Raw genomic sequence first — 23,285 nt, 5'->3', positions numbered from 1 at the left:
CGGGGGGGGCGGGGGGGGGGGGGGGCGGGCGGGGGGGGGGGGGGGGGGGGGGGGGGGGGCCCGGGGGGGGGGGCGCCGCCCGGGGGGGGGGGCCCCCCCCCCCACCACCCCCCCCCCCCCCCCCGCCCCAGGTTTCCCTTACCGGGCGTACAGCGCCTCGATGTCGGCCGCGAAGTCCCTCAGGACGACGTTGCGCTTGAGCTTGAGGGACGGGGTGAGGTGGCCGCTGGCCTCGGTGAAGGTGGTGGTGAGGAGGCGGAACTTCTTGACGGCCTCGGCGTGGGAGACGGCCAGGTTGCCGTCGTCGACGGCGGCCTGGATCGCGGCGAGGAGGTCGGGGTCCTCGCGGAGGTCGGCGACCGTCGCGTCGGCGGGCTTGTTGTTGAGGGCCTTCCAGCGGGGGAAGAACTCGTCGTCGACGGTGACGAGGCAGGCGATGAAGGGCTTGCGGTCGCCGACGACCATGACCTCGCCGACGATCGCGTGGGCGCGGATGCGGTCCTCGATCACGGCGGGGGCGACGTTCTTGCCGCCGGCGGTGACGATGATTTCCTTCTTGCGGCCGGTGATGGTGAGGTAGCCGTCGTCGTCGAGGGTGCCGATGTCGCCGGTGGCGAACCAGCCGTCCCGGAGGGCCTCGGCGGTGGCGGTGGGGTTGTTCCAGTAGCCGGTGAAGATGTTCGGGCCCTTGAGCAGGACCTCGCCGTCCTCGGCGATGCGGACCGCGGAGCCGGGGAGCGGCTGGCCGACGGTGCCGATCTTGGCCCGGTCGTTGGGGTTGAAGGTGGTGGCGGCGCAGGACTCGGTGAGGCCGTAGCCCTCCAGGACGGAGAAGCCGATGCCGCGGTAGAAGTGGCCGAGCCGTTCGCCGAGTGGGGCGCCGCCGGAGATGGCGGTCTTGCAGCGGCCGCCGAGCGCGTTGCGGAGCTTGACGTAGACCAGCTTGTCGAAGATCGCGTGCTTGATCCGCAGCATCAGCGAGGGGCCGCCGGCGTCCAGGGCACGGCTGTAGGCGATGGCGGTGTCGGCGGCGCGGTCGAAGATCTTGCCCTTGCCGTCGGCCTGGGCCTTGGCGCGGGCGGTGTTGTAGACCTTCTCGAAGACCCGGGGGACGCCGAGGATCAGCGTCGGCTGGAAGGAGCCGAGTTCCTCGGTGACGTTCCGGATGTCGGAGACGTGGCCGAGCTTGACCGGGACGATGGCGGCGGCGATCTCGGCGATCCGGCCGAGCACGTGGGCCAGCGGCAGGAACAGCAGGACCGAGGACTCGCCGGTGACGAACAGCTCGGGCATCCGGGCGGTGACGTTGCCCAGTTCGGCGAGGAAGTTGCCGTGGGTGAGCTGACAGCCCTTGGGGCGGCCGGTGGTGCCGGAGGTGTAGACGATGGTGGAGATCGAGTCGGGGTTCGCGATGACGCGGCGTTCGGCGATCACCTGGTCGGCGACGTCCTGGCCGGCCCGGGTCAGTTCGGCGATGCCGTCGCGTTCGATCTGCCAGGTGTGCTTGAGCCCAGGCACGGCCTCGCGGACCTCGGTGATCACGGCGGCGTGCTTGTCGGTCTCGGTGATCACGACGAGTGCGCCGGAGTCGCCGAGGATCCACTGCACCTGCTCGGCGGAGGAGGTCTCGTAGACGGGGACGGTGATCGCGCCGGCGGTCCAGATCGCGAAGTCCAGCAGCGTCCACTCGTAGCGGGTGCGGGACATCACGGCGACCCGGTCGCCCGGGCCGACGCCGGACGCGATCAGGCCCTTGGCTACGGCGTGCACCTCGGCGAGGAACTGGACGGCAGTGAGGTCCTGCCAGTGCCCGTCCACCTTGCGGCTGAGCACAGCGACGCCCGGGTGCCGCTCCGCGTTCTGGTGGACCAGGTCGGCGAGGTTGCCATCGCTCGGTACCTGGTAGCGGGCCGGAAGGCTGAACTCCTCGAGCAAGACTGCTCCTCGTCTGCGACGCTGCGGGACGACTGGACGTTACTGCTGGGTAGGTGAGTTCGACCAGAGGGGTCGGCCTCGGTGTTCCGATCGTCACATCGCAGGTCGGACGTGGGATGGATCGATGCGAACCCTACGGCAGACGCAATGTGACCCGCCGGTAAGGTGCCCGGGCGGAAAGTAGCCGGGCCCGCCCGCGATAGCCTCTGGTGGGCGCACAGCAGCACAGGGAGATCGCGGAGGCCGCAATGGCGGAGCACACCAGGTCGAGCATTGTCATCGACGCCACCCCGGCCGAGGTCATGGCGGTGATCGCCGATTTCGCCGCCTACCCGGAGTGGACCGACGAACTGAAGGAGATCGAGGTCCTGCAGACCGGACCGGACGGCCGCGCCGCCGAGGTGCGGCTGCTGCTGGACGCCGGCGCGATCCGCGACGAGCACTCCCTCGCCTACACCTGGGACGGCGACCGCGAGGTCAGCTGGACCCTGGTCCGGAGCCAGATGCTGCGCTCCCTGGACGGCTCCTACCGGCTCGCCCCCGCCGGCCAGGGCCGCACCGAGGTCACCTACCAGCTGGCCGTGGACGTCAAGATCCCGATGCTCGGCATGATCAAGCGCAAGGCCGAGAAGGTCATCATCGACCGGGCGCTGGCCGGCCTGAAGAAGCGCGTCGAGGGCTGACCGGGTCCGTGGCCACCCGCACCGTACTCGTCAGCGGCCCCGAATCCGCCAGGATCGCCGCCGCCACCGCCCTGCACCACGCCCGGCAGGGCAGCGAAACCCTGCTGCTGGCCGCCGACGACCCGCACCGGGCCGTCGACGACCTGCTCGGCGTCCGGCTCGGGCCCGAAGCCGTCGAGCTGGAGCGCTTCCTGAGCGCCGCCAGGGTCGACGAACAGGCCGCGTTCCGCTCCGCCCTGGACGGCTACCGCGAGCGGCTCGCCCCCGCGCTCGACCTGATCGGCGCCCAGCCGCTCGATCCCGACGAGCTCGCCCCGCTGCCCGGCACCCGCGCCCTCGCCCTGCTGCGCGCGCTGCCCCGGGCCAAGGCCGAGGTCCTGGTGGTCGCCGCCCCGCCGCCCGCCGAACTGATCGCCACCCTCGCGCTGCCCGACCAGCTGGAGCGCTACCTGACCCGGCTGCTCCCCGAACAGCGCCAGGCCGCCCGCGCGCTGCGCCCGCTGCTGGCCGGGCTGGCGGGCGTCCCGATGCCCACCGACAAGCTGTTCGAGGCCCGGGCCGCCGCGTCCGCCGCGCTCGCCGAGGCCGCCGCCGTGATCACCGCGCCCGGCACCACCGTCCGCCTGGTGCTGGACGCCGCCCGCCCCGCGCCGCGCGCCCTCGCCCGGATCCGGGCCGGACTCGCCCTGCACGGCCTGCCGCTGGACGCGGTGGTCGCGCACGGCGCGCACCCCGCCGAAGCCGTCGACTCCCCGGACCCGTGGCTGGCCCGCACCGCCGCCCGGCAGCGCGAACAACTCGACACGCTGGCAGAGGCGTTGGACGTCCCACTGCTGACCGCCCGGCAGCCGGACAGCACCCTGGAAGCGCTCGCCGAGCAGCTGTACCGGGCCGGCGCCCCGCGCATCCCCGCGCCCGCCGAGCCCTGGACCGAGGACCGGCTGGCCGCCGAGAACCTGCTGATCTGGCACCTGCCGCTGCCCGGCGCGGACCGCGAGGACCTCGAACTGCTGCGCCGCGGCGACGAATTGGTCCTCGGCGCCGGAACCTACCGGCGAGTCGTGGCACTCCCGTCCGCGCTGCGCCGTTGCACCGTCAGCGGGGCCGGCCTGGTCGACGGGACGCTGTCGGTGCGGTTCACCCCCGATCCCGCACTGTGGCCGCGCGGGTAGCGGAATCCGACGGACGGGAGCGTGTGATGAGTACGGAACAGCCGGGCGGGACGGGCGAGTTCGCGCCGCTGGTGGAAGAGGTGCGGAAGTTCGCGACCGCGCTCGGCGGCAAGGCCGTGGAGATCGGCGGCAAGCTGCGTGAGTCCAACCCCGAGGTGTACGGCCACCTGGCCGCCGCCGGCGGCGAGCTGCTGGCCGCGTACCGCGCCGCGGTGGCCGGTCACGAGCGGCGCTGGTCGGCGCCCCAACACGCCGAGACCGAGCGGGTGGACCTGGACGGGCCCCAAGAGGCCTCCGACAAGTAGTTAAGCCGGAAGTTCGTCAGCGTCACTTTGCGGTTTCGAGCCATCACCGAACGGGACAGTCGATATGACTCCTGAAGGCAGTTTGCCCGATGGGTCGAGGATTGCCTTCGGATAATGTAGGCCGAACTGTGTACGTGGGCACCCCTCAGCCGGTACCGTTCCGCCTGAGCGGGAACGAGTGAATAGCTGAGGGACACATGGCTCTGACCATCGGCGTGGACGTCGGCGGTACCAAGATCGCAGCAGGTGTGGTCGACGAGTCCGGCGAGATTCTGGCCAAGACCCGGGTGCCCACCCCGGCCGACCCCCAGTGGGCGGTCGACGCCATCGCCCAGGGCGTACGGGAGTTGAAGGAGCAGTACCCCGGCGTCGCCGCCGTCGGCGTCGGCGCGCCCGGCTTCGTCAGCCGGGACCGCTCCACCGTCCTGATGGCGCCCAACATCGCCTGGGAGAACGAGCCCCTCAAGCAGCGCGTCGAGGAACTCACCGGCCTGCCCACCGTGATCGAGAACGACGCCAACTGCGCCGCCTGGGCCGAGTTCCGGTTCGGCGCCGCGGCCGATTACGAGGACATGCTGCTGATCACCGTCGGCACCGGCATCGGCGGCGGCATCGTCCTCGACGGCCGCCTGCACCGCGGACGGTTCGGCGTCGCCGGCGAGATCGGCCACCTCAACATGGTCCCCGACGGCCTGCCCTGCGGCTGCGGCGGCCACGGCTGCTGGGAACAGTACGGCTCCGGGCGCGCGCTGCGACGCTACGGCCGCGAGAAGGCCGCCGCCGACCCGATCGCCGGCAAGCGGATGCTCGAACTCAACGAGGGCCTCGCCGAGACCATTCGCGGCATCCACATCACCCAGGCCGCGGAGGAGGGCGACCCGCTGGCCCTCGCCTGCTACGCGGAGGTCGCCGACTGGCTCGGCCGCGGCATGGCCGACCTTGCCGCGCTCTTCGACCCGGCCGTCTTCGTCCTCGGCGGTGGCGTCTCGGACTCCGGCCGCCTGCTGCTCGACCCTGTCTCGGTCGCCTTCGAGAAGTACCTGACGGGCGGGCCGGCCCGGCCGCGCGCGAACGTCGTGCTGGCGTCGATGGGGTCGGCGGCGGGGATCGCCGGGGCGGCGGACCTGGCGCGCAGCTGAGAGAGCTGGCGGGCGCGGGGAGACTGGCGCGAGCTGGCGGGTGACCGAATCAGGGGCGCGTGGGGGCACCTCCCAGCCCCCTAGGGCTGGGGGAGAACTGCGCGACAAGCGCACACCACGTCCGCGAGGTCGCGATCAAGTGCAGGTCATTGTCCCGCGTCGCGATCTTGCGGTTGGGTGCCTTCCGCTGCGCGCCGTTCCCCGCGCCCCTGTTTTCGCACCCACTCGCGCCCCCGGCTGTGCTCTCCCTGTTACTGTCGGTCAGGTGACGGACACTGATGTTGCGTTGGCGTCCTCCGGGGTGGAGCCGGACGGGGCGCGGCGGGTGCGGGTGATGAGTTACAACGTGCGGTCGTTGCGTGATGACCGGGCGGCGGTGGCTCGGGTGATCCGGGCGTGCGATCCGGACGTGGTGTGTGTGCAGGAGTCGCCGCGGTACTGGAAGAGCGAGAAGGCCGCGGCGTGGCTGGCGCACCGGACCGGCATGGTGATTCTGGCCGGCGGCGGCCGCGTCGCGGCGGGGCCGTTGTTGCTCGGCAGGTTGCGGGTGGACGTGCTGGAGCTGCGGGACACGCTGTTGCCGAAGGCGCGGGGGCTGCATGCGCGGGGGTTCGCGAGTGCGTTGCTGCGGATCGGCGGGTCGCGGCCGTTCTCGGTGACGAGTTGCCATCTGAGTCTTCAACCGGAGGAGCGGCTGCGGCAGTTCGAGCTGTTGCGGCGTCAACTTCGGCCGGGGGAGCCGGGCGTGGTGGCCGGGGATTTCAACGAGCCGCCGGAGGGCCCGGGTTGGCGGGCGTTCGCGGAGGAGTTGACGGACGCTCACGCGAAGGCGCCGTGGGGCGGGACGTTCACTTCGGTGCCGGCGCAGCCGTACCAGCGGATCGACGGGGTGTTCGCGACGCCGGACATCGACGTGCTGGGCTGCGGGGTGCCGTATCCGCTGCCGGGTGTCTCGGCGGAGGACCTGCGGGCGGCGACGGATCATCTGCCGGTGCTGGCGGCACTGCGGGTGCCCGCTCCGTGACGGAACGGTCGCGCCGGGGCTGAGCGGTCGCGCCGGGGCTGAGCGGTCTTCGGCCCCGGCGCGGGCGGCGTCAGACGACGGCGCCGCCGTTCGGGTCGTCGGGCTCGTCGTCGTCGCGGTCCTTCATGCGGGCGACCAGGGTGGCGAAGCCGCCGAGGAAGGCGATGCCGCCGACCCAGGCGGGCCAGCCGGAGACCTCGCGCCACACCAGGGCGTCGAACATGATCAGTGCCGGTCCGCCGAGGACGGCCAGCCAGGCGAACTTGGCGGTGGTTTCGGCCGGGGGCAGCGGCGGGGGCTCCGGCGGGACGAAGTGGCCCTCGTCCTCGTCCTCGGCGACGGTGTAGTCGCGGGGGCCGCCCTCGGCGGGGCGGGGGACCGGGCGGGGGGTGAAGTCGCCGAGGCCGGTGGGGCCGGTGGGCGCGCTGGGCCGCCGGGGGCGCTCGGTGACGTTCTCCGCGTCGGGCCAGGCGTGCTCGGTGGCGTCCACGGGTTCGTCGAACCGGCCGACCAGCTCGGCGAAGATCGCGTCCTGTTCGGCCTGGCTGCCGGCGGCGGGGCGCCGCGGGGCGGGCTCGGGCGCGGCTTCTTCGGCGGGTTCGGCCGCCTTCGGGTCGTCGCGGGGCAGGTCGTCGTCGTTCGCTTTGCTGGTCTCGTTCACTATCGGCCTTTCAGCCCGAGTGGTTCCCGGCATCGACCGCCGCTGCCGGGGCCAGCCGCCGGACGAAGTCGAGGCTCGCCCCGAAGATCAGACCGGCGTCGTGGTCCAGCGTGGCCACGTGGAAGCTGCGGTCGAGCAGCAGCTCCGTCACATCGGTCGAGGATATCCGGGCGAGCACCGTCGCCGAGTTGTGCGGCGAGACCACGTGGTCCTGCGGACTGTGCAACAGCAGAACGGGCTGGGTCACCCTCGGCATTCCCGCCTGGACGCTCTTCCACAGCCGGGCCAGTGACCAGGCGGCGTGCAGCGGCAACCGGTCGTAGCCGACCTCGGTCGTGCCGGGCTTCGCGATGTCCGAGGCGATGCCGGGCAGCGACGGCAGCAGGTGGCGCAGGACCGGAAGAAGCACCGTCGCGGGGTTGTCGGAGCGCACCGACGGGTTGACGAGCACCAGTCCGGAGATCCGGTCGCCGTGCTTCTCGGCGAGCTTGAGGGCGAGTGCCCCGCCCATCGACAGCGCGCAGACGAAGACCTGCTCGCACCGGTCGGCGAGCTCGAGGAGGGCGGTCTCCGCGGTGGCGTACCAGTCCTCCCAGCGGGTCGGCTGGAGGTCCTGCCAGCGGGTGCCGTGGCCGGGCAGCAGCGGGACGCTGACGGTGAGTCCGGCGTCGGCCAGATGTTCGGCCCACGGCCGCATGGACTGCGGGGAACCGGTGAAACCGTGAACGAGCAGCACGCCGACCGGCCCGCCGTCGTGGCGGTAGGGCTCGGCTCCCGGCATCAGCGGCATCGGCGGAACTCCTGGAGGTGTGGGGGGTTTTCCCCGATCGTCCCACGGGCGGGTTGCCCCGTACAGAGGTGCGCGGCGGCCCTGGAACGGGTCGCCGGTGCACGGGCGGGCGAGCACAAGCATTAGGATCGTCCGGTCCGCACAACAGGAGGCCCCGGTTGTTCTACCGACTGATGAAGATGATCGTCGCGCCGCTGCTGCGGATCTTCTTCCGGCCGTGGATGGAGGGCGAGGAGAACATTCCGGACGAAGGCCCGGCCATCCTCGCCAGCAACCACCTGTCCTTCTCGGACTCGTTCTTCCTACCCGCGCTGCTCAAGCGGCGGGTGACGTTCATCGCGAAGGCCGAGTACTTCACCACGCCCGGCATCAAGGGCCGGCTGACCGCGGCGTTCTTCAAGGGCGTCGGCCAGCTGCCGGTGGACCGCTCGGGCGCCCGCGGCGCCGGCGAGGCGGCGATCCGCAGCGGCATCGCGGTGATCGAGCGCGGCGAGGTGTTCGGCGTCTACCCGGAGGGCACCCGCTCGCCCGACGGCAAGCTGTACCGCGGCAAGGTCGGCGGCCTGGCCCGCGTCGCGCTGGCCACCGGTGCGCCGGTGATCCCGGTCGCGATGATCGACACCGAGAAGGTGCAGCCGCCCGGCCAGGTGATCCCCAACTTCGGCGTCCGCCCCGGCATCCGGATCGGCCGTCCGCTGGACTTCTCCCGCTACCAGGGCATGGAGAACGACCGGTTCATCCTGCGCTCGGTCACCGACGAGGTGATGTACGAGATCATGCGGCTGTCCGGCCAGGAGTACGTGGACATCTACGCGACCGCCGCCAAGCGGCAGCTCGCCGAGGAGAAGAAGGCCGCCGACGCGGACCGCAAGGCGCAGCAGAAGGCCGAGAAGGCCGCCGCCGCCGAGCAGGAGAAGGCCGAGCAGGAGACGGCCGCAGGTCGGGAAAAGGCAGAGCAGGAGAAGGACGCCGGGGCCTGACCGGCCGTCAGGGGGGCTTGCCGTGGGGGAGCACAGACCCGCCGTGCCGCAGCCGGGGCCGTCAGGTCCGGCCGCGGCCGTGGTGGCCGGCGGGATGTCGGTGGAACTGCCGCTGTGGCGTGCCATGGGGTACTTCCGGGTGCTGGCACTCGCGTACGCGGTGCTGCGGTTCTTCACCGCGTACCGGGAGTTCCTGCACCCGGTGTCCGGCTGGATCTACCTGGGCGCGCTGACCCTGTGGACGCTGGCCAGCACCCGGGCGTTCGCCGGGCCGAAGCGGTGCACCTGGGCGGTGCTCGGCACCGACCTGCTGTTCGCGGTGTTCGGCATCGTGCAGAGCGGCTTCATCGACACCCCCGCCCGGATCCACGCCGGCGCGCCGACGCTGCCCACCATCTGGGCGGCCGGCACCGTGCTCGGCTTCGCCGGCAAGGGCGGCTGGCGGCCCGCCGCGTTCGCCGGAGCGGTGATCGGCGCCGCCAACATCCTCGGCCACGGCGGGGTCAGCCCCGACAACCTGCACAACATCGTGCTGCTGCTGGTCGCGGGCTGCGCGATCGGCTACGTCATCGAACTGGCCCGGGCCAGCGAGGCCGTGCTCACCCGGGCACTCCAGGTGGAGGCCGCCACCCGGGAACGCGAACGGCTGTCCCGGGACATCCACGACGGGGTGCTCCAGGTGCTCGCCCTGGTGCACCGTCAGCAGGGCGACGCCGCCGAGCTGGGACGACTGGCCGGGGAACAGGAACGCGCGCTGCGGGCCCTGATGACAGGCGCCCAGCAGCCGGAACTCGAGGACGGCGAGGCGGACCTGCGCCCGCTGGTCTGCCGGCACGCGGACGAGCGGATCACCGTCGCCGCGCCCGCCACCCCGGTGCTGATGCCCGCGCCGGTGGCCGCCGAACTGGCCGCCGCGGTCGCGGCCGCGCTGGACAACGTACGGACGCACGCGGGCGAGGGCGCCCGCGCCTGGATCCTGCTGGAGGACGAGCCGCAGGCCGTCACGGTCTCGGTCCGCGACGACGGCCCCGGCTTCCCGGCCGGACGGCTGGCCCAGGCGCAGCGCGACGGCCGGCTGGGCGTGTCGCAGTCGATCCGCGGCCGGATGCTGGACCTCGGCGGCAGCGCTGAGCTGTACTCGGTGCCCGGAGAGGGCGTCGAGGTGGAACTGCGGTGGCCGAGGAGGGGTGGCGATGTCTGATCAGCCGGTGCGGGTGATGGTGGTGGACGACCACCCGATGTGGCGCGACGGGGTGGCCCGGGACCTGGCGGAGGCCGGGTTCGCGGTGGTCGCCACCGCCGGGGACGGCGAGGAGGCGGTGCGCCGGGCCAGGGCCAGCGCCCCGCAGGTGGTGGTACTCGACCTCAACCTGCCCGCGCTGCCCGGCGTCGAGGTGTGCCGCCAGGTGGTGGCCGCCGACCCGGCGGTGCGGGTGCTGGTGCTGTCCGCGAGCGGCGAGCACGCCGACGTGCTGGAGGCGGTGAAGTCCGGAGCGACCGGCTACCTGGTGAAGTCGGCCGGCCGCGAGGAACTGATCGACGCGGTGAGCCGCACCGCCGTCGGCGACCCGGTCTTCACCCCCGGCCTGGCCGGGCTGGTGCTCGGCGAGTTCCGCCGCCTGGCCACCGAGCCCGGCACCCCCGCCCAGCCGGCCGTGCCGCAGCTGACCCCCCGGGAGACGGAGGTGCTGCGGCTGGTCGCCAAGGGCCTGTCGTACCGCCAGATCGCCGACCGGCTGGTGCTCTCGCACCGCACCGTGCAGAACCACGTGCAAAACACCCTCGGCAAGCTGCAACTGCACAACCGGGTCGAGCTGGTGCGGTACGCGATCGAGCAGGGGCTGGACGAGGAGCTGGGCTAGGCCGAGCAGTCCTCACCGACGGCGTTGGTGACGGGCTGGAAGGTGTCGCGGATCTCCTCGTTGGTGAAGTCGTCGAGCCCGAGGTCCTGCTTCAGGGTGGTCGTCCAGTCGGTGTCCTGGAGGTAGTCGGCGATCGCCTTGCGGAGCAGCTCGCAGGCCTTCTGGTGGCCCTTGGGCAGCATCATCATCAGGTACTGCGGCCTGCCGATCCGGGCGTTCCGGGGGACCCGGTAGGTGTGCTCGGTACCGGAACCGGAGTTGATCGCGATGCCCTGTAGGACCACGTAGTCGGCGAGCACCGCCTCGGCGGTGCCGTCGTTGAGCCGGTCGATGCACCCGCCGAGGTCAGTGGCGCTGACGGGGGGCCGACCGCCGTTCTGCTCCAGGGTGCTGTAGGCGGTGGTCTTCTCCTGCGCGCAGACGGCGAGCGGCCGGAGGTCCTCGGCTTTGTTGATCTCCCGGGTGTCCGAGGCCTTCAGCAGGACGCCGAGCGGGGTCTGCAGGTAGGGGCCGGCCATGTCGAAGTCGTGCTTCAGATCGTCCCGTTCGGAGATGTCGGCTATCACCAGGTCGACCTTGTTGTGGTTGGTCTTGCCGTCGAGGAGGGCTTCCTTCCAGTTGGCCGTGGTCACCGGCAGCGAGGTGAAGTCGCGGTGCAGTAGACCCTGCACCACCTTCTGCGCCACGTGCGGCTCGAAGCCGTCGTAGTTGCCCTTGCCGGTGAGGACCGACATGCCTGGGCGGCCGTCCTTGAAGCCGATCTTGATCGGATCGCTGTCGAACGGATTCGGCTTGCTGTCGTCGGAGCAGCCGAATGCGGCGGCGGCCAGCAGGAGCAGACAGGCCGCCAGACGGACGGTGCGTGGTGCGTGCACGGGAACCTCCTATCGCTCGAACTCGACGCGCTGGGTGTCTATCTTTCGTACGCAGCCGGGCGAGGCATTCATGCGCAGGGTGATGCGCAGGCCGTTGTGGCCGGGTGGGACGGCGACGGACAGCGGCTTGTCCGGCGGCTGCCAGCCGGTGCTCCCGCCCGGTTCGGCGGAGAGGGCGATCTGGATCCCACGGCAGCTGCCTTGGTCGGGATGCTCGTCCGTCAACTCGATGTGTGCCACCAGACGCTTCGCCTCGGGCGGGACGTTCACCATGGCGAAGGACGCGTTGCCCGGATCCACCGACCCCGGTTGCCAGGTCACCGCCTGGTCGGGCAGCGGCGCCGGCCCCTTGTCGAGCACCAGGGCCGCCAGCCCGCCCGCCAGGGCCAGCAGCGCGACGGCGACCGCCACCGCTCGCCAGACCGGGGGTGGCGGGGACGGCACACGCTGGACGTAGCTGCGCGAGCGGTCCACCGCGACTCGGGCCTGCTGGGCCAACTGCTCCTCGACGCGGTCGATTTCGAGCAGCAGCAGGGCGGGGCTGCCGCCGGCCAGGGACCGTTCGGCCAGGCCGAGCAGCTCCAGGCCGGAGGCGCGCTCCGGCAGCGGCGCCGGGAAGCACAGCACCTGGGCGATCACCACGAAGTCGGCCCGCTGGTCCATCGTCAGCCCCCGGGCGTCCTGCACCCGGCCGAGGAACCCGACCCAGTCGCCGCGCAGTTGGGAACCGAAGGCGTCGGTCAGCCAGTCGTACAGGTGGCTGATCGCGGCGGCGGGCTGGGGGTGGTCCTCGGCCAGGTACTTGGCGATCCGCTGGGCGGCCTGCGGGAGGCCGGCGAAGTTCACCTGGACGACGTAGTCGGTCTGTTCGGCGAGGTGCTGCTCCAACTGGGGCAGCGGTACGGCCAGTTCGAACCAGCCCGACAGGATGCGCTGCAGCATGTGCCGGGTCTCCCTGGTGCAGCGGTCCATCCCTTAGCCCTCCGGGTCGATGTGCAGCAGTCTTCCGAGTTCGTCGAGCGCCTGGTCCGGTCCGGACAAGGCGAAGGCGCAGTCCAGCAGGGCGTGCAGGGCGCTGGTCGGGTCGCGGTGCTTGAGGCAGGCGGCGGCGATGCCGCTCAGGTGCAGGAATGCATGCCCGTGGTAGGGCACCTTGATCCCCGCGCCCGGGCCGAGTTGCTCGTTCATGAACTGGATCAGTTGCAGTCGCGCCGGCGGGTCCTGCAGCAGCGCGACCTCGGCCAGCAGTCGGGCGCACGCCTGGGCGGTGACCTTCCGTTCCGGCGCGGCCGGGCGTTCGCCGAGCAGCGGCAGCAGGTCGGACAGCGGGGTGATCCAGCCGCCCAGCGTGCCGACGCTGTCCGCGGTGGCCTTCAGCATGCCGATCACCCGGCCGTCGCCGTCGATCGCCATGCTGCCGCTCAACCCGAACGGGATCGCACCCAGTTGCACCCGCAGGCCGAGCCCGGAGGGGCCCGCCACGGTCAACCGGGCGGATTCCGGGCCGACTTCGCGGGTCAGCTTGTTCTCCGCGAAGCCGTGCACCAGCACGGCGGCGCCGTTGGCGACGTCCCGCCCGGCGAGCGGCACCGCGGGTGCGCCCGCCAGACCCGGGACGTCCAGCACCGCCAGGTCCGGCGGCGGGTGCACGGCCGCGCCCGGCGGGCGTTCGGGCGGGGCCAGCAGCACCACCCGGGCCGGATGCGCGGTGCCGGAGTGGTGGGCCGTGACCGACGGGTGTCCGGCCACCACGTGGGCGCAGCTGACCACCCGGCCCGCTCCCAGGTGGAAGCCGCTGCCGAGGAACTCCCCGTCGGGTCCGGCCAGCCAGAGCGCGGCGGCCGGCGCGCCGTGCGGCGTCACTCGGCGTCGGCGGGGCGGCCGTCGGGGCGTGACCAGCCCAGCCGTACCACCAGGCTCGCCTCGCCGGACGCCTCCGCCAGCACGCTGATCAACTGGCCTGATTTCACGCCCAGGTTGAGGCCGAACTCCACCTCGAAGGAGTCCGGGTCGCCGGCCTCCCGCGCGGTGTCCCGGGCCCAGCGGCCCACCGCGCGGACCGTCCGCCGCACCTCGCCCAGGCTGTGCGTCACCGCCCTGGAGACCGCCCCCGCGTCCCCGGCCGTCGGTTCCGAGCCCGCGCGGACGGCCGCGTGCAGGACGGTGCCGTCGTCCAGGACGATCTCCACCGTGTCGTGTTCCGTTGAATGCGCCATGTCCCCCTCCATTCCCGCTCGCGAAGCAGGATATGAATATCAGTCAACTCCACTCCGTACTACGCGTTTTAAGGGTTCGTTGCGGGTGTGGCGGGTGGGTCAGCCGCGCACTGCCGGGACGGCGTTCAACAGTTCGGCGACGATCTCCACGCCGTCCCTGGTGAGCACCGACTCGGGGTGGAACTGGAGGCCCGCGAAGCCCGGTCCGCGCAGCGCGTGCACGTCCCCGCTGCGCGGGTCGCGGGCCACCTCGATGCCGTCGGCGGCCAGGCGCCGCGCCGCGTCGTCGTCGCAGCGGGCGGTGAAGGTGTTGTAGAAGCCCACGGTGCGGCGGACGCCGAACAGGTCGACGCTCTCCTGCGCGCCCTGGTACGGCACGGCCTTGCGGGCCAGCGGCAGGCCGAGCTGCGCGGACAGCAGCTGGTGGCTGAGGCAGACCGCCAGCAGCGGGGCGGTCCGGGAGCCGTCCCGGGCGGCGGCCAGGGCGTCGGCGACGACCGGGCGCAGCAGCGCCATCTTCGGGTCGTCCGGGTCGGCGGGGTCGCCGGGGCCGGGGCCGAGCACCAGCGGGCCGGGGTGGGCGGCGGCCCGCTCGCGCAGCGACGGGGCGTCGTAGCGCAGCGCGGTGACGGTGTGGCCGAGCGAGCGCAGCAGGTGGGCGAGCATCGCGGTGAAGGTGTCCTCGCCGTCGACCACCAGCACGTGGGCGCCCGGGCGGGGCTCGGCGGGCTGCTGCATCCGCAGCCAGAACGGGGCGAGGCCGGCCCGCCGGGAGCCCAGCGCGGACTGCACCCGGTGGTCCTCGGCGAGCCGGGGCCGGGCGGCGGCGGCCTTCGCCGACCGGGCCGGGCGGGCGCCGATCGCGGAGAGCACGCCGGCGGCCTTGGCGTGCGTCTCGGCGACCTCCGAGTACGGGTCGGAGTGCCGGACCAGGGTGGCGCCGACCCGGACCACCAGCGAGCCGTCGGCGGGGTCGATGTCGGCGGCCCGGATGCAGATCGGCGAGTCCAGCTGCTGGCCGCCGCCGGCGGAGCGCCCGATCAGCGCCAGCGCGCCCGAGTAGTAGCCGCGCCCGCCGCGTTCGTACCGGTCGATGACCCGGGTGGCGTTCTGCACGGGGCTGCCGGTGACGGTGGCGGCGAACATGGTCTCCCGCAGCACCTCCCGGACGTCCAGCGAGGTGCGGCCGCGCAGCTCGTACTCGGTGTGCGCGAGGTGCGACATCTCCTTCAGCCGGGGCCCGAGCACCTGCCCGCCGAGGTCGCCGACCGCGCACATCATCTTCAGTTCCTCGTCGACCACCATGGTGAGCTCCTCCAACTCCTTCGGGTCGCGCAGGAATTCGAGGAGGGATTCGGCGGTGGGCCCGGTCGACGGATAGCGGTAGGTGCCGGAGATCGGGTTCATCACCACGGTGCCGCCGGACTGCCGGACGTGGACCTCGGGGGACGCGCCGACCAGCACCCGGTCGCCGGTGTGCACCAGGAACGTCCAGTAGGCGCCGCGCTCGTGCTCCAGCAGCCGCCGGAACAGGGTCAGCGCGGTGGCGGTGGAGAAGCCCGCCAGCTCGGCCCGGAAATCGCGCCGGATGACGAAGTTGGCGCCCTCGCCGCGCCCGATCTCGTCCTCGATCACCCGCCGGACGATCCCGGCGTACTCCTCGTCCGCGATGTCGAACTCGCCGCCGCGCAGCTCCACCGGCGCGTCCGGCAGCGCCGCCAGCAGCTCGGCCAGCGGCAGCGCGTGCTGCTCCTCGACGGCCAGGGCGCGCAGCGGGGTGCCGTCCTGGCGGGCGGCGAAGCCGCGTTCGCGCAGCTGGGCGTAGGGGACGAGGGCGAGCAGGTCGTGCCGGGGCCCGTCGGCGGGCACGCCGTGCCGAACCGGCAGTTCGGCCAGCGTGTCGTGCTCGGAGACGGTGCCGAGCAGCAGCTCGACGGTGTCGGGGGCGAGCCGGGGCGCGCGGCGGTGCAGCAGGGCGAAGGCGGGGGCGCCGGGCGCGGTGAGCCGGGCGAGCAGGTCGGCTGCGGTGGTGGTCACGACTGCGGTGTTCCCTTCCGGGGGTTGGCTGCGGGCTTCTGCCGCCGCCTCCGGGGAGGGCCGTGACGCTGGACACAGACGCCGACGGCCGCCCCGAAGGGCGGCCGTCGTTCGTCTCTAGGGACGCGCGATCCGTGGGCCGCCCAACGGGCAGGCCCACCACCAGGAGAAGGTGTGCGTCGCGGTCATGGAGCAGACCATAGCCCACCGGCCGGACGCCCGGGGCGATGTCCACGAGCTGTCTCACCCACCGGGCGGCGTCCCCAAGCTGCCGGGGCGAACCCGTAGCCTTGCTTCTGTGACCGTGACTAACCACTCCTGGCAGTCCCTGCCCGCGGCGCAGCAGCCTGAATGGCCGGACCAAGAGGCTCTGCGCAAGACCCTTGCTGAGCTCGCCTCCTATCCGCCGCTCGTCTTCGCCGGCGAGTGCGACCAGCTGCGCGCCCGGCTCGGCGCCGTCGCGCGTGGTGAGGCGTTCCTGCTGCAGGGCGGTGACTGCGCCGAGGCGTTCGACGCCGTGTCGGCCGACCAGATCCGCAACAAGCTGAAGACCCTGCTCCAGATGGCGGCGGTGCTCACCTACGCCGCCTCCGTCCCGGTGGTGAAGGTCGGCCGGATCGCCGGCCAGTACTCCAAGCCGCGTTCGAAGAACACCGAGACCCGTGACGGCGTGACGCTGCCGGTGTACCGCGGTGACTCGGTGAACGGCTTCGAGTTCACCCCCGAGTCCCGGATCCCGGACCCGGAGCGCCTGAAGCGGATGTACAACGCCTCCGCGTCGACGCTGAACCTGGTGCGCGCCTTCACCACCGGTGGTTACGCCGACCTGCGCCAGGTGCACGCCTGGAACCAGGACTTCGTGCGCAACTCCCCGGCCGGTCAGCGCTACGAGCAGCTGGCCCGGGAGATCGATCAGGCGCTGGCTTTCATGAACGCCTGTGGGGTGGCCCCCGAGGAGTTCAAGACGGTCGAGTTCTTCTCCTCGCACGAGGCGCTGATCCTGGACTACGAGACGGCGCTGACCCGCACCGACTCGCGCACCGGCGACCTGTACGACGTCTCCGGCCACATGGTGTGGATCGGTGAGCGCACCCGCCAGCTGGACCACGCGCACATCGAGTTCGCCTCGAAGATCCGCAACCCGATCGGCGTGAAGCTCGGCCCGACCACCACGGTCGACGAGGCGCTCACCCTGATCGACCGGCTGGACCCGGACCGCGAGCCCGGCCGCCTCACCTTCATCACCCGGATGGGCGCGGGCAAGATCCGCGACCACCTGCCCACCCTGGTGGAGAAGGTCACCGCGTCCGGCGCCCAGGTGGTGTGGATCAGCGACCCGATGCACGGCAACACCTTCGAGGCGTCCAGCGGCCACAAGACCCGCAACTTCGACGACGTGCTCGACGAGGTCAAGGGCTTCTTCGAGGTGCACCGCGCGCTCGGCACCCACCCGGGCGGCATCCACATGGAGCTGACCGGCGACGACGTCACCGAGTGCGTCGGCGGCGGCGACGAGGTGCTGGTCGACGACCTGCACCAGCGCTACGAGACGGCCTGCGACCCGCGGCTCAACCGCAGCCAGTCGCTGGACCTGGCGTTCCTGGTCGCGGAGATGTACCGCAACCAGTAGCCCCGGCCGGGTGTGACGAAGGCCCCTCCGTTTTCGGGTGATCCGAGGCGGAGGGGCCTTCTTCGTGTCCGAAGCATCAAGTAAGGTAAGGCTCAGTAAACAACGCCGAGCACGGAAGGGGCCGCACATGTACGTGTGCATGTGCCACGCGGTCACCGAGGCCCGGGTCAAGCAGGAGATCGACGAGGGTGCCACCACCCCGCGTCAGATAGCCCGGGGCTGCAAGGCAGGCACCGACTGCGGTTCCTGCGTGCGGCGCGTCCAGGCGCTGCTCGGCGAGCACGGCGCCCGCCCGTGTCCGACGGCCCGGTTGGCCGAGCGCCTGGGCCTGGCCGGGCCGGCCGCCCCGCAGGCCGCCTGACCGGCGCCGCGGCTCAGGTCTCCGGCTGTTCGATCAGCTGCGCCAGGTAGAGCGCCTCGCCGAGCTTGTCCAGCAGTTCCAGCTGGGTGTCCAGGTAGTCGATGTGGTGTTCCTCGTCGGCCAGGATGTCCTCGAAGATGTTCGCCGAGGTGACGTCGTTCTTGGCGCGCATCACCACAATCCCGCGCTTGAGGCGGTCGATCGCCTCCACCTCGACCTGCCGGTCGGCCTCGAACATCTCCTTGACGGTCTGCCCGATCCGGACGTGGAACAGCCGCTGGTAGTTCGGCAGGCCCTCCAGGAACAGGATCCGGTCGGTGAGTGTCTCGGCGTGCTTCATCTCGTCGAAGGACTCGTGCCGGGTGTACTTGGCGAGCTTGGTCCAGCCGTTGTTCTCCTGCATCTTGGCGTGCAGGAAGTACTGGTTGATCGCGGTGAGTTCGGCGGTCAGCTGCTCGTTGAGGAACTCGACGACCTCGGGATCTCCCTGCATGGCCTGCCTTCCTGACGTGGTCAATTCCGGCCGGTGCCGGTTTGCCCGCATCGTGGCAGCCGGTCGGGTTCACTTCCAGTAAGTTCACGCTTACCGGGCGGCCGGGAATCGGCGTTTCTGCCGGTGCGGAAATTCGCTGACCTGCGCGAACGTCGCACGGATTGGGCCGTACGGAGGTATCTGGCCCGAACGCCTGAACGGAGGCCCGGGCGGATTTGCCTCGTGTTGCCCCCCTCCGCCGGAATGCGTTCCGGAAGGGGCGCGCGGCGGGGGCGCGCACGGTTCGCCGGGCGCCGTCTGTCACCATGGAGCCATGGGTCAGCACCAATCGGAACAGCCGCCGCCGTCTGACCCGAGGCTTCCGCCCGGCCAGCGCCGGCAGCGCGGCTGGCCCGTTCTGCACTACGGTCCGGTGCCCAGATTCAAACCGGACAGCTGGGACTTCCAGGTGTTCGGGGCGACCGCCGGCGCGGAGAAGGCCAGGTGGGACTTCGCCGCCTTCCACGCGCTGCCCAAGGTGACCGTCCGCGGCGACTTCCACTGCGTCACCAAGTTCTCCATGCTCGACAACGAGTGGTGCGGCGTCGCCGCCCGGACAGTGCTCGACCTGGTCCCGCCCGACCCGGGCGTCACCCACGTCATGGTGTGGGCCGAGTTCGGCTACAGCGCCAACCTGCGGCTCGCCGACTTCGCGGATCCGGCGACGGTCTTCGCCACCCACCACGACGGGCAGCCGCTCACCCTCGAACACGGCTTCCCGGTCCGCCTGGTGGTGCCGCACCTGTACGCCTGGAAGGGCCCCAAGTGGGTGCGCGCCGTCGAGTACATGCGCGCCGACCGCCGCGGCTTCTGGGAGGAACGCGGCTACCACAACCGGGCCGACCCCTGGCAGGAGCAGCGCTACTCCTACCAGGAGCAGGACGGCGACGGCCCGCTGCGCTGAACCCCGGCGGGGCGAGGCTCAGAAGAGGCTGATGGTGATGGTCACCGTCGACCCCTGCGGGCGCGGCGTCCCCGCCGCCGGGGACTGCTCCGTCACCTTGCCGAACGGCAGCAGACCGGAGACCTGAGCGGTGAAGCCCGCGTCCTGCAGGGCCTTCGCCGCGTCGTCCTTGCTCATCCCGGAGACGTTCGGCACCAGGTGCATGCCCTTGGAGACCGTCAGCGCCACCGGCGAGTTCGGGGACAGCGCCGTGCCGGGCGCCGGGTCGGTGGAGATCACCGCGCCCTTCGGCACCGAGTCGCTGAACTGCTCGGTGGTGGTGCCCGCCGTCAGCCTGGCGCCGGACAGCGCCTTGGACGCCTCGGCCAGCGGACGGTTCGCCACCTCCGGCACCGGCACCCGCTCCGGGCCGCGCGAGACGACCACCTTCACCGCGTCGCTCTTGCGGACCTTGGCGCCCACCCCCGGGTCGGTGGAGATCACCTGGCCGGCCTGCACCGACTCGCTGAACTGCTCGCTGAACGTGCCGTGCAGGCCCTGCTTGTCCAGCACCGTGACGGCCTGCTGCCGGCTCTGCCCCAGCACGCTCGGCACCGTCGCGTACACCGCGCTGGACAGCGTGTACGTCACGCCGCCGACCAGCAGCACCACCACGAGCACCACCGCCGACCAGATCAGCGGGGTGCGGCTGCGCCGGGGCGCGCTGCGGCGGCGGCGCGGCGGCGGGTCCTCGTTCACCGGGCGGATCGGCGGCAGCAGGTCCGGCGGGACGTCCAGCACGCTGGTGCGCTCCAGGCCGGGCGGGGCGCTGATCACCGCGGTCGCCTCGCCCGGGCCGAACTGCGGGGTGGGCCGGTGCGAGGCCGGCGGCTCCGCGTCCAACTGCCCGTCCGGCAGGGCCCGGCGCACCCGTTGCACGGCCGCCAGCAGCTCCACCGCGTCCCACGGCCGGGCCTGCGGGTCGCGGGCGGTGGCGGCGGCGACCAGCGCGTCCAGCTCCGGGCCCACGGCGGGGGCGGTGCGGGACGGCGCCGGGGCGTCCTCGTGCAGGTGGCGGTACATCACCTGGGCGGCGTTCTCGCCGGTGTGCGGCTTGGTGCCGGTCAGCATCTCGTACAGCAGGATGCCCGCCGCGTAGACGTCCACCCGCTGGTCGGTGGCCGCGTCCTGGCGGATCTGCTCCGGGGCCAGGTACGAGACGGTGCCGAGCAGTTGGCCCGCCTCGGTGGCGGCGGTGGTGTTCGAGTCGGCGGCGCCCATGATCCGGACCAGGCCGAAGTCCGCGACCTTCACCATGCCGTTGTCGGTGATCAGCACGTTCTCCGGCTTCACGTCCCGGTGCACCAGGCCCGCCCGGTGCGCCGCGCCGAGCGCCGCCAGCACCGGCTCCAGGACGTCCAGCGCGGCCCGCACCGAGAGCGCGCCGCGATCGCGCAGCAGGTCGCGAAGGGTGTGGCCGGGGACGTACTCCATCGCCATGAACACCGCGCGCGGATCCGCGCCCTGGTCCAGCACGTTGACCACATTGGGGTGCGCGAGCCGGGCCACCGCCTTCGCCTCACGGATGAACCGCGCCGTGAAGTCGGCGTCGCCCGCCAGCGAAGGATGCATCACCTTCAGCGCGACGGCCCGGTCGAGCCGGGTGTCGGTGCCGCGGTAGACGGTCGACATGCCGCCGACGGCGATCCGCTGCTCGACCCGGTAGCGCCCGTCGAGCAGCACGCCGAGCAGAGGGTCACCTATGGTCATGTCCACCCGAGGAGTCTAGGGGCCGAACCGGGTACGGTCCGGCAAGCCGGTCGCCGCGGTGCCCGGCTCGTCCCATGGAAGCCTCCTCCCGGAGGGGGACGCGCGGGGGTGCCCGGCGGTTCGGGCGCGCCGTCAGAACGCGGGGCGCTCCCGGGTGTCGGCCAGGCCGGTGGTGGGGGAGGAGGCCTCGGCGTAGTAGCGGCGCGGGATCCGGCCGGCCCGGTGGGCGAGGCGGCCGGCCTCGACGGCGCGGCGCATCGCGTCGGCCATCAGGACGGGCTCCTGGGCGCGGGTCACGGCGGAGGCCAGCATGACGGCGGAGCAGCCGAGTTCCATCGCCAGGGCGACGTCGCTGGCGGTGCCGGCGCCCGCGTCGAGGACGACCGGGACGTTCGCGGACTCCACGATCAGCTGGAAGTTGTGCGGGTTGCGGATGCCCAGGCCGGAGCCGATCGGCGAGCCCAGCGGCATGATCGCCGCGCAGCCGACGTCCTCCAGCTTGCGGGCCAGCACCGGGTCGTCGTTGGTGTACGGCAGCACGGTGAAGCCGTCGTCGACCAAGGTCTCGGCGGCGTCCAGGAGTTCGATCGGGTCGGGCAGCAGGGTGCGCTCGTCGGCGATCACCTCGAGCTTCACCCAGTCGGTGCCGAGCGCCTCGCGGGCCAGGCGGGCGGTGAGCACGGCCTCGCCCGCGGTGTAGCAGCCGGCCGTGTTCGGGAGGATCCGGATGCCGTTGCGGGCCAGCACCTCCAGCACCGAGCCCTGGGTGGCGGTGTTGACCCGGCGCATCGCCACCGTGGTCAGTTCGGTGCCGGAGACCCGCAGCGCCTGCTCCAGCACATCCAGGCTGGGGGCGCCGCCGGTGCCCATGATCAGGCGGGAGGTGAAGGTGGTGTCGCCGATGGTCAGCAGGTCGTCGGCCATCTCAGCCTCCCTGCACGGCGGTGAGGATCTCCACCCGGTCGCCGTCGCCGAGCGCCGTGGCGGGCCACGAACTGCGCGGCACCACGGCCTCGTTGACGGCGGCGGCGACGCCGGTGTTGGCGGCGGACACCTCGGCGACCAGCACGTCCAGCGTGGTGGCGGCGGGCAGCGTGCGGGGTTCGCCGTTGACGGTCAGGGCGACGGTGTTCATGCGGGCACCTCGGTGCGGAAGCGGTCGGGGGTGAAGTCCGCGGCCAGCGGGTGGAGTTCGCCGGTGGCCAGGTAGTCGGCGAGCAGGTCGGCGGTGACGGGGGTGAGCAGCACGCCGTTGCGGTAGTGCCCGGTGGCGGCGACCAGGCCGGGCAGCGCGGTCGGGCCGAGCAGCGGCGCGTTGTCGGGGGAACCGGGCCGCAGCCCCGCGCCCGTCTCCACCAGCGGCAACTCGGTGATGCCGGGGACGAGTTCGTGCGCATCCCGGAGCAGCTCGTACACGCCGCCCGCGGTGACGGTGGTGTCGTGGCCCATCTCCTCGGTGGTCGCGCCGATCACCAACTCGCCGTCGGCGCGCGGCACCAGGTACAGGTGCTGGCCGCGCACCACGGCGCGCACATTGCGGGACAGGAACGGCGCGTACAGCTTCGGGACGCGCAGCCGCAGCACCTGCCCCTTGACCGGGCGGATGGCCGGCAGCACCCCGTCCGGCAGGCCCGGCAGCAGGTGGCTGCGGGAGCCGGCCGCCAGCACCGTCCGTCCGGCCGTCAGCTGCTCGCCGCTCAACAGGCGGACGCCGAGCGCCCGTTCGCCGTCCGTCACCAGTTCGGCGGCCTGGGTGCGGTGGAAGGCGACGCCGAGCAGCTTGCAGGCCGCGACCAGCGCGGCGGCGAGGCGGCGGCCGTCCACCTGGTGGTCCTCGGCGACGTGCAGGCCGCCGCGTATGCCCGGGGCCAGCATCGGCTCCAGCCGGCGGCACTCCCGGCCGGTCAGCCACGCCGACTCCAGGCCCAGCCGGCCGTGGAAGGCGTGCAGTTCGCGCAGTTCCTCGCGGTCGTCGGAGTCCAGCGCGACGGCCAGCGTGCCGGTGCGGCGGTAGCCGGTGTCCAGGCCGGTCAGCTCGGTCAGCTCGGCGGCGAACGCCCCGTAGCGCTCGTTGGACGCCATGCCCAGGCGCAGCAACGGCTCCTCGCCGTACTGGAGTTCGGTGACCGGAGCGAGCATGCCCGCGGCGACCTGGGCCGCGCCGCCGCCCGGCGACGGGTCCACCACCGCGACGCTCAGCCCGCGCTGCGCGGTACGCCAGGCGACGCCGAGGCCGATGATGCCCCCGCCGATCACCAGCACGTCGGAATGTGCCACAGCGCTTCTTCTCCCTTCGCCGGCATGACCCGGATCAGGTTCGGACGGTCGCGGGCCGCCACAGCCCGCCTCTCAGCCCGGTGCGCCGGGCTCCCGTGATAGTTCAGTCCCTCCACTTTAACGCCGGTGCCCCGGCCGACATCAGGCCGGTTA

At 72.5% G+C, this 23,285-nt stretch carries 24 protein-coding genes and 1 riboswitch; of the genes, 11 read left to right on the top strand and 13 right to left on the bottom strand.

The window, feature by feature from the left end; all coding sequences use genetic code 11:
* Positions 1-138: 138 nt before the first annotated feature.
* Positions 139-1,935 (bottom strand): AMP-dependent synthetase/ligase, encoded by a 1,797-nt coding sequence (locus ACFYST_RS09790; protein ID WP_387861172.1) that lies wholly within the window; start codon positions 1,933-1,935, stop codon positions 139-141.
* A gap of 248 nt (positions 1,936-2,183) precedes the next feature.
* On the opposite strand from ACFYST_RS09790, the gene ACFYST_RS09785 reads away from it, so the two are divergent.
* From ACFYST_RS09785 to ACFYST_RS09765, 5 genes are all read left to right on the top strand, one after another.
* Positions 2,184-2,618 carry an SRPBCC family protein gene (locus ACFYST_RS09785; protein WP_387861170.1) on the top strand — a complete coding sequence of 145 codons (435 nt, stop codon included), beginning with the start codon at positions 2,184-2,186 and terminating at the stop codon, positions 2,616-2,618.
* A gap of 8 nt (positions 2,619-2,626) precedes the next feature.
* Positions 2,627-3,790 (top strand): ArsA family ATPase, encoded by a 1,164-nt coding sequence (locus ACFYST_RS09780; RefSeq protein ID WP_387643686.1) that lies wholly within the window; start codon positions 2,627-2,629, stop codon positions 3,788-3,790.
* A gap of 26 nt (positions 3,791-3,816) precedes the next feature.
* Positions 3,817-4,095, top strand: a complete 279-nt coding sequence (locus ACFYST_RS09775) for a DUF5304 family protein (RefSeq protein WP_387643689.1) — start codon at positions 3,817-3,819, stop codon at positions 4,093-4,095.
* 197 nt (positions 4,096-4,292) lie between these two features.
* Positions 4,293-5,234: an ROK family glucokinase gene (locus tag ACFYST_RS09770; protein ID WP_387643691.1), complete on the top strand. Its 942-nt coding sequence runs from the start codon at positions 4,293-4,295 to the stop codon at positions 5,232-5,234.
* A gap of 265 nt (positions 5,235-5,499) precedes the next feature.
* A complete protein-coding gene (locus ACFYST_RS09765) occupies positions 5,500-6,258 on the top strand; it encodes an endonuclease/exonuclease/phosphatase family protein (RefSeq protein ID WP_387643694.1) in 759 nt (252 codons plus the stop codon).
* Positions 6,259-6,328: 70 nt separating this feature from the next.
* On the opposite strand, the gene ACFYST_RS09760 is transcribed toward ACFYST_RS09765, so the two are convergent.
* Both ACFYST_RS09760 and ACFYST_RS09755 read right to left on the bottom strand, forming a co-directional pair.
* Positions 6,329-6,919, bottom strand: coding sequence for a hypothetical protein (locus ACFYST_RS09760; RefSeq protein WP_387861168.1), 591 nt, complete (start codon positions 6,917-6,919; stop codon positions 6,329-6,331).
* A 10-nt stretch (positions 6,920-6,929) separates the two neighbouring features.
* Positions 6,930-7,709, bottom strand: coding sequence for an alpha/beta hydrolase (locus ACFYST_RS09755; RefSeq protein ID WP_387861167.1), 780 nt, complete (start codon positions 7,707-7,709; stop codon positions 6,930-6,932).
* Positions 7,710-7,882: 173 nt separating this feature from the next.
* Here ACFYST_RS09755 and ACFYST_RS09750 point away from each other — a divergent pair, with 173 nt between their 5' ends.
* The 3 genes from ACFYST_RS09750 to ACFYST_RS09740 all read left to right on the top strand — a co-directional run bounded on the left by ACFYST_RS09750 (position 7,883) and on the right by ACFYST_RS09740 (position 10,551).
* The gene (locus ACFYST_RS09750; RefSeq protein WP_387861567.1) at positions 7,883-8,689 is read left to right on the top strand and encodes a lysophospholipid acyltransferase family protein; all 807 of its coding nucleotides are present in this window, start codon (positions 7,883-7,885) and stop codon (positions 8,687-8,689) included.
* 94 nt (positions 8,690-8,783) lie between these two features.
* Positions 8,784-9,890 (top strand): MacS family sensor histidine kinase, encoded by a 1,107-nt coding sequence (gene macS, locus ACFYST_RS09745; RefSeq protein WP_387861566.1) that lies wholly within the window; start codon positions 8,784-8,786, stop codon positions 9,888-9,890.
* A complete protein-coding gene (locus ACFYST_RS09740) occupies positions 9,883-10,551 on the top strand; it encodes a response regulator (RefSeq protein ID WP_387643702.1) in 669 nt (222 codons plus the stop codon). Before macS ends, ACFYST_RS09740 begins: the two co-directional genes overlap by 8 nt.
* Here the strand turns inward: ACFYST_RS09740 and ACFYST_RS09735 are convergent.
* The 5 genes from ACFYST_RS09735 to ACFYST_RS09715 all read right to left on the bottom strand — a co-directional run bounded on the left by ACFYST_RS09735 (position 10,548) and on the right by ACFYST_RS09715 (position 15,679).
* On the bottom strand, positions 10,548-11,426 hold the full coding sequence (locus ACFYST_RS09735; protein WP_387643704.1) for a transporter substrate-binding domain-containing protein: 879 nt from the start codon (positions 11,424-11,426) through the stop codon (positions 10,548-10,550). The genes ACFYST_RS09740 and ACFYST_RS09735 overlap by 4 nt on opposite strands.
* Positions 11,427-11,435: 9 nt before the next feature.
* The gene (locus ACFYST_RS09730; protein ID WP_387861165.1) at positions 11,436-12,368 is read right to left on the bottom strand and encodes a hypothetical protein; all 933 of its coding nucleotides are present in this window, start codon (positions 12,366-12,368) and stop codon (positions 11,436-11,438) included.
* Positions 12,369-12,401: 33 nt separating this feature from the next.
* Complete coding sequence (locus ACFYST_RS09725; RefSeq protein ID WP_387861164.1) at positions 12,402-13,289, bottom strand: trypsin-like peptidase domain-containing protein; 888 nt, start codon at positions 13,287-13,289, stop codon at positions 12,402-12,404.
* On the bottom strand, positions 13,286-13,642 hold the full coding sequence (locus tag ACFYST_RS09720) for a CU044_2847 family protein (RefSeq protein ID WP_387643711.1): 357 nt from the start codon (positions 13,640-13,642) through the stop codon (positions 13,286-13,288). The genes ACFYST_RS09725 and ACFYST_RS09720 overlap by 4 nt, the downstream gene beginning before the upstream one ends.
* Before the next feature lie 99 nt (positions 13,643-13,741).
* Complete coding sequence (locus tag ACFYST_RS09715) at positions 13,742-15,679, bottom strand: anthranilate synthase family protein (protein WP_387861162.1); 1,938 nt, start codon at positions 15,677-15,679, stop codon at positions 13,742-13,744.
* Between the two features lie 298 nt (positions 15,680-15,977).
* Here ACFYST_RS09715 and ACFYST_RS09710 point away from each other — a divergent pair, with 298 nt between their 5' ends.
* Positions 15,978-17,309, top strand: coding sequence for a class II 3-deoxy-7-phosphoheptulonate synthase (locus ACFYST_RS09710; RefSeq protein ID WP_387643716.1), 1,332 nt, complete (start codon positions 15,978-15,980; stop codon positions 17,307-17,309).
* 127 nt (positions 17,310-17,436) lie between these two features.
* Complete coding sequence (locus tag ACFYST_RS09705; protein WP_387861160.1) at positions 17,437-17,670, top strand: bacterioferritin-associated ferredoxin; 234 nt, start codon at positions 17,437-17,439, stop codon at positions 17,668-17,670.
* Between the two features lie 13 nt (positions 17,671-17,683).
* Here the strand turns inward: ACFYST_RS09705 and bfr are convergent, their stop codons facing one another.
* Entirely contained in the window at positions 17,684-18,163 is a 480-nt protein-coding gene (bfr, locus tag ACFYST_RS09700) for a bacterioferritin (protein WP_387643719.1), read from the bottom strand.
* A 313-nt stretch (positions 18,164-18,476) separates the two neighbouring features.
* On the opposite strand from bfr, the gene ACFYST_RS09695 reads away from it, so the two are divergent.
* On the top strand, positions 18,477-19,106 hold the full coding sequence (locus ACFYST_RS09695) for a sulfite oxidase-like oxidoreductase (protein WP_387861158.1): 630 nt from the start codon (positions 18,477-18,479) through the stop codon (positions 19,104-19,106).
* Between the two features lie 18 nt (positions 19,107-19,124).
* Here the strand turns inward: ACFYST_RS09695 and pknB are convergent, their stop codons facing one another.
* From pknB to thiO, 4 genes are all read right to left on the bottom strand, one after another.
* Positions 19,125-20,855 carry a Stk1 family PASTA domain-containing Ser/Thr kinase gene (pknB, locus tag ACFYST_RS09690; RefSeq protein WP_387861565.1) on the bottom strand — a complete coding sequence of 577 codons (1,731 nt, stop codon included), beginning with the start codon at positions 20,853-20,855 and terminating at the stop codon, positions 19,125-19,127.
* A 132-nt stretch (positions 20,856-20,987) separates the two neighbouring features.
* Positions 20,988-21,779 (bottom strand): thiazole synthase, encoded by a 792-nt coding sequence (locus ACFYST_RS09685; RefSeq protein ID WP_387643724.1) that lies wholly within the window; start codon positions 21,777-21,779, stop codon positions 20,988-20,990.
* Position 21,780: 1 nt separating this feature from the next.
* Positions 21,781-21,990, bottom strand: coding sequence for a sulfur carrier protein ThiS (thiS, locus tag ACFYST_RS09680; protein ID WP_387643727.1), 210 nt, complete (start codon positions 21,988-21,990; stop codon positions 21,781-21,783).
* On the bottom strand, positions 21,987-23,132 hold the full coding sequence (gene thiO, locus ACFYST_RS09675; RefSeq protein ID WP_387861156.1) for a glycine oxidase ThiO: 1,146 nt from the start codon (positions 23,130-23,132) through the stop codon (positions 21,987-21,989). Before thiO ends, thiS begins: the two co-directional genes overlap by 4 nt.
* Positions 23,127-23,239: riboswitch (TPP riboswitch) on the bottom strand. It overlaps the preceding gene by 6 nt.
* Positions 23,240-23,285 lie beyond the last annotated feature (46 nt).

It is taken from the genome of Kitasatospora sp. NPDC004614, from assembly GCF_042873675.1.
Lineage (GTDB): Bacteria > Actinomycetota > Actinomycetes > Streptomycetales > Streptomycetaceae > Kitasatospora.
Note: the sequence above shows the minus strand (reverse complement) of the source record. Positions and strands in the feature narration are given on the sequence as shown.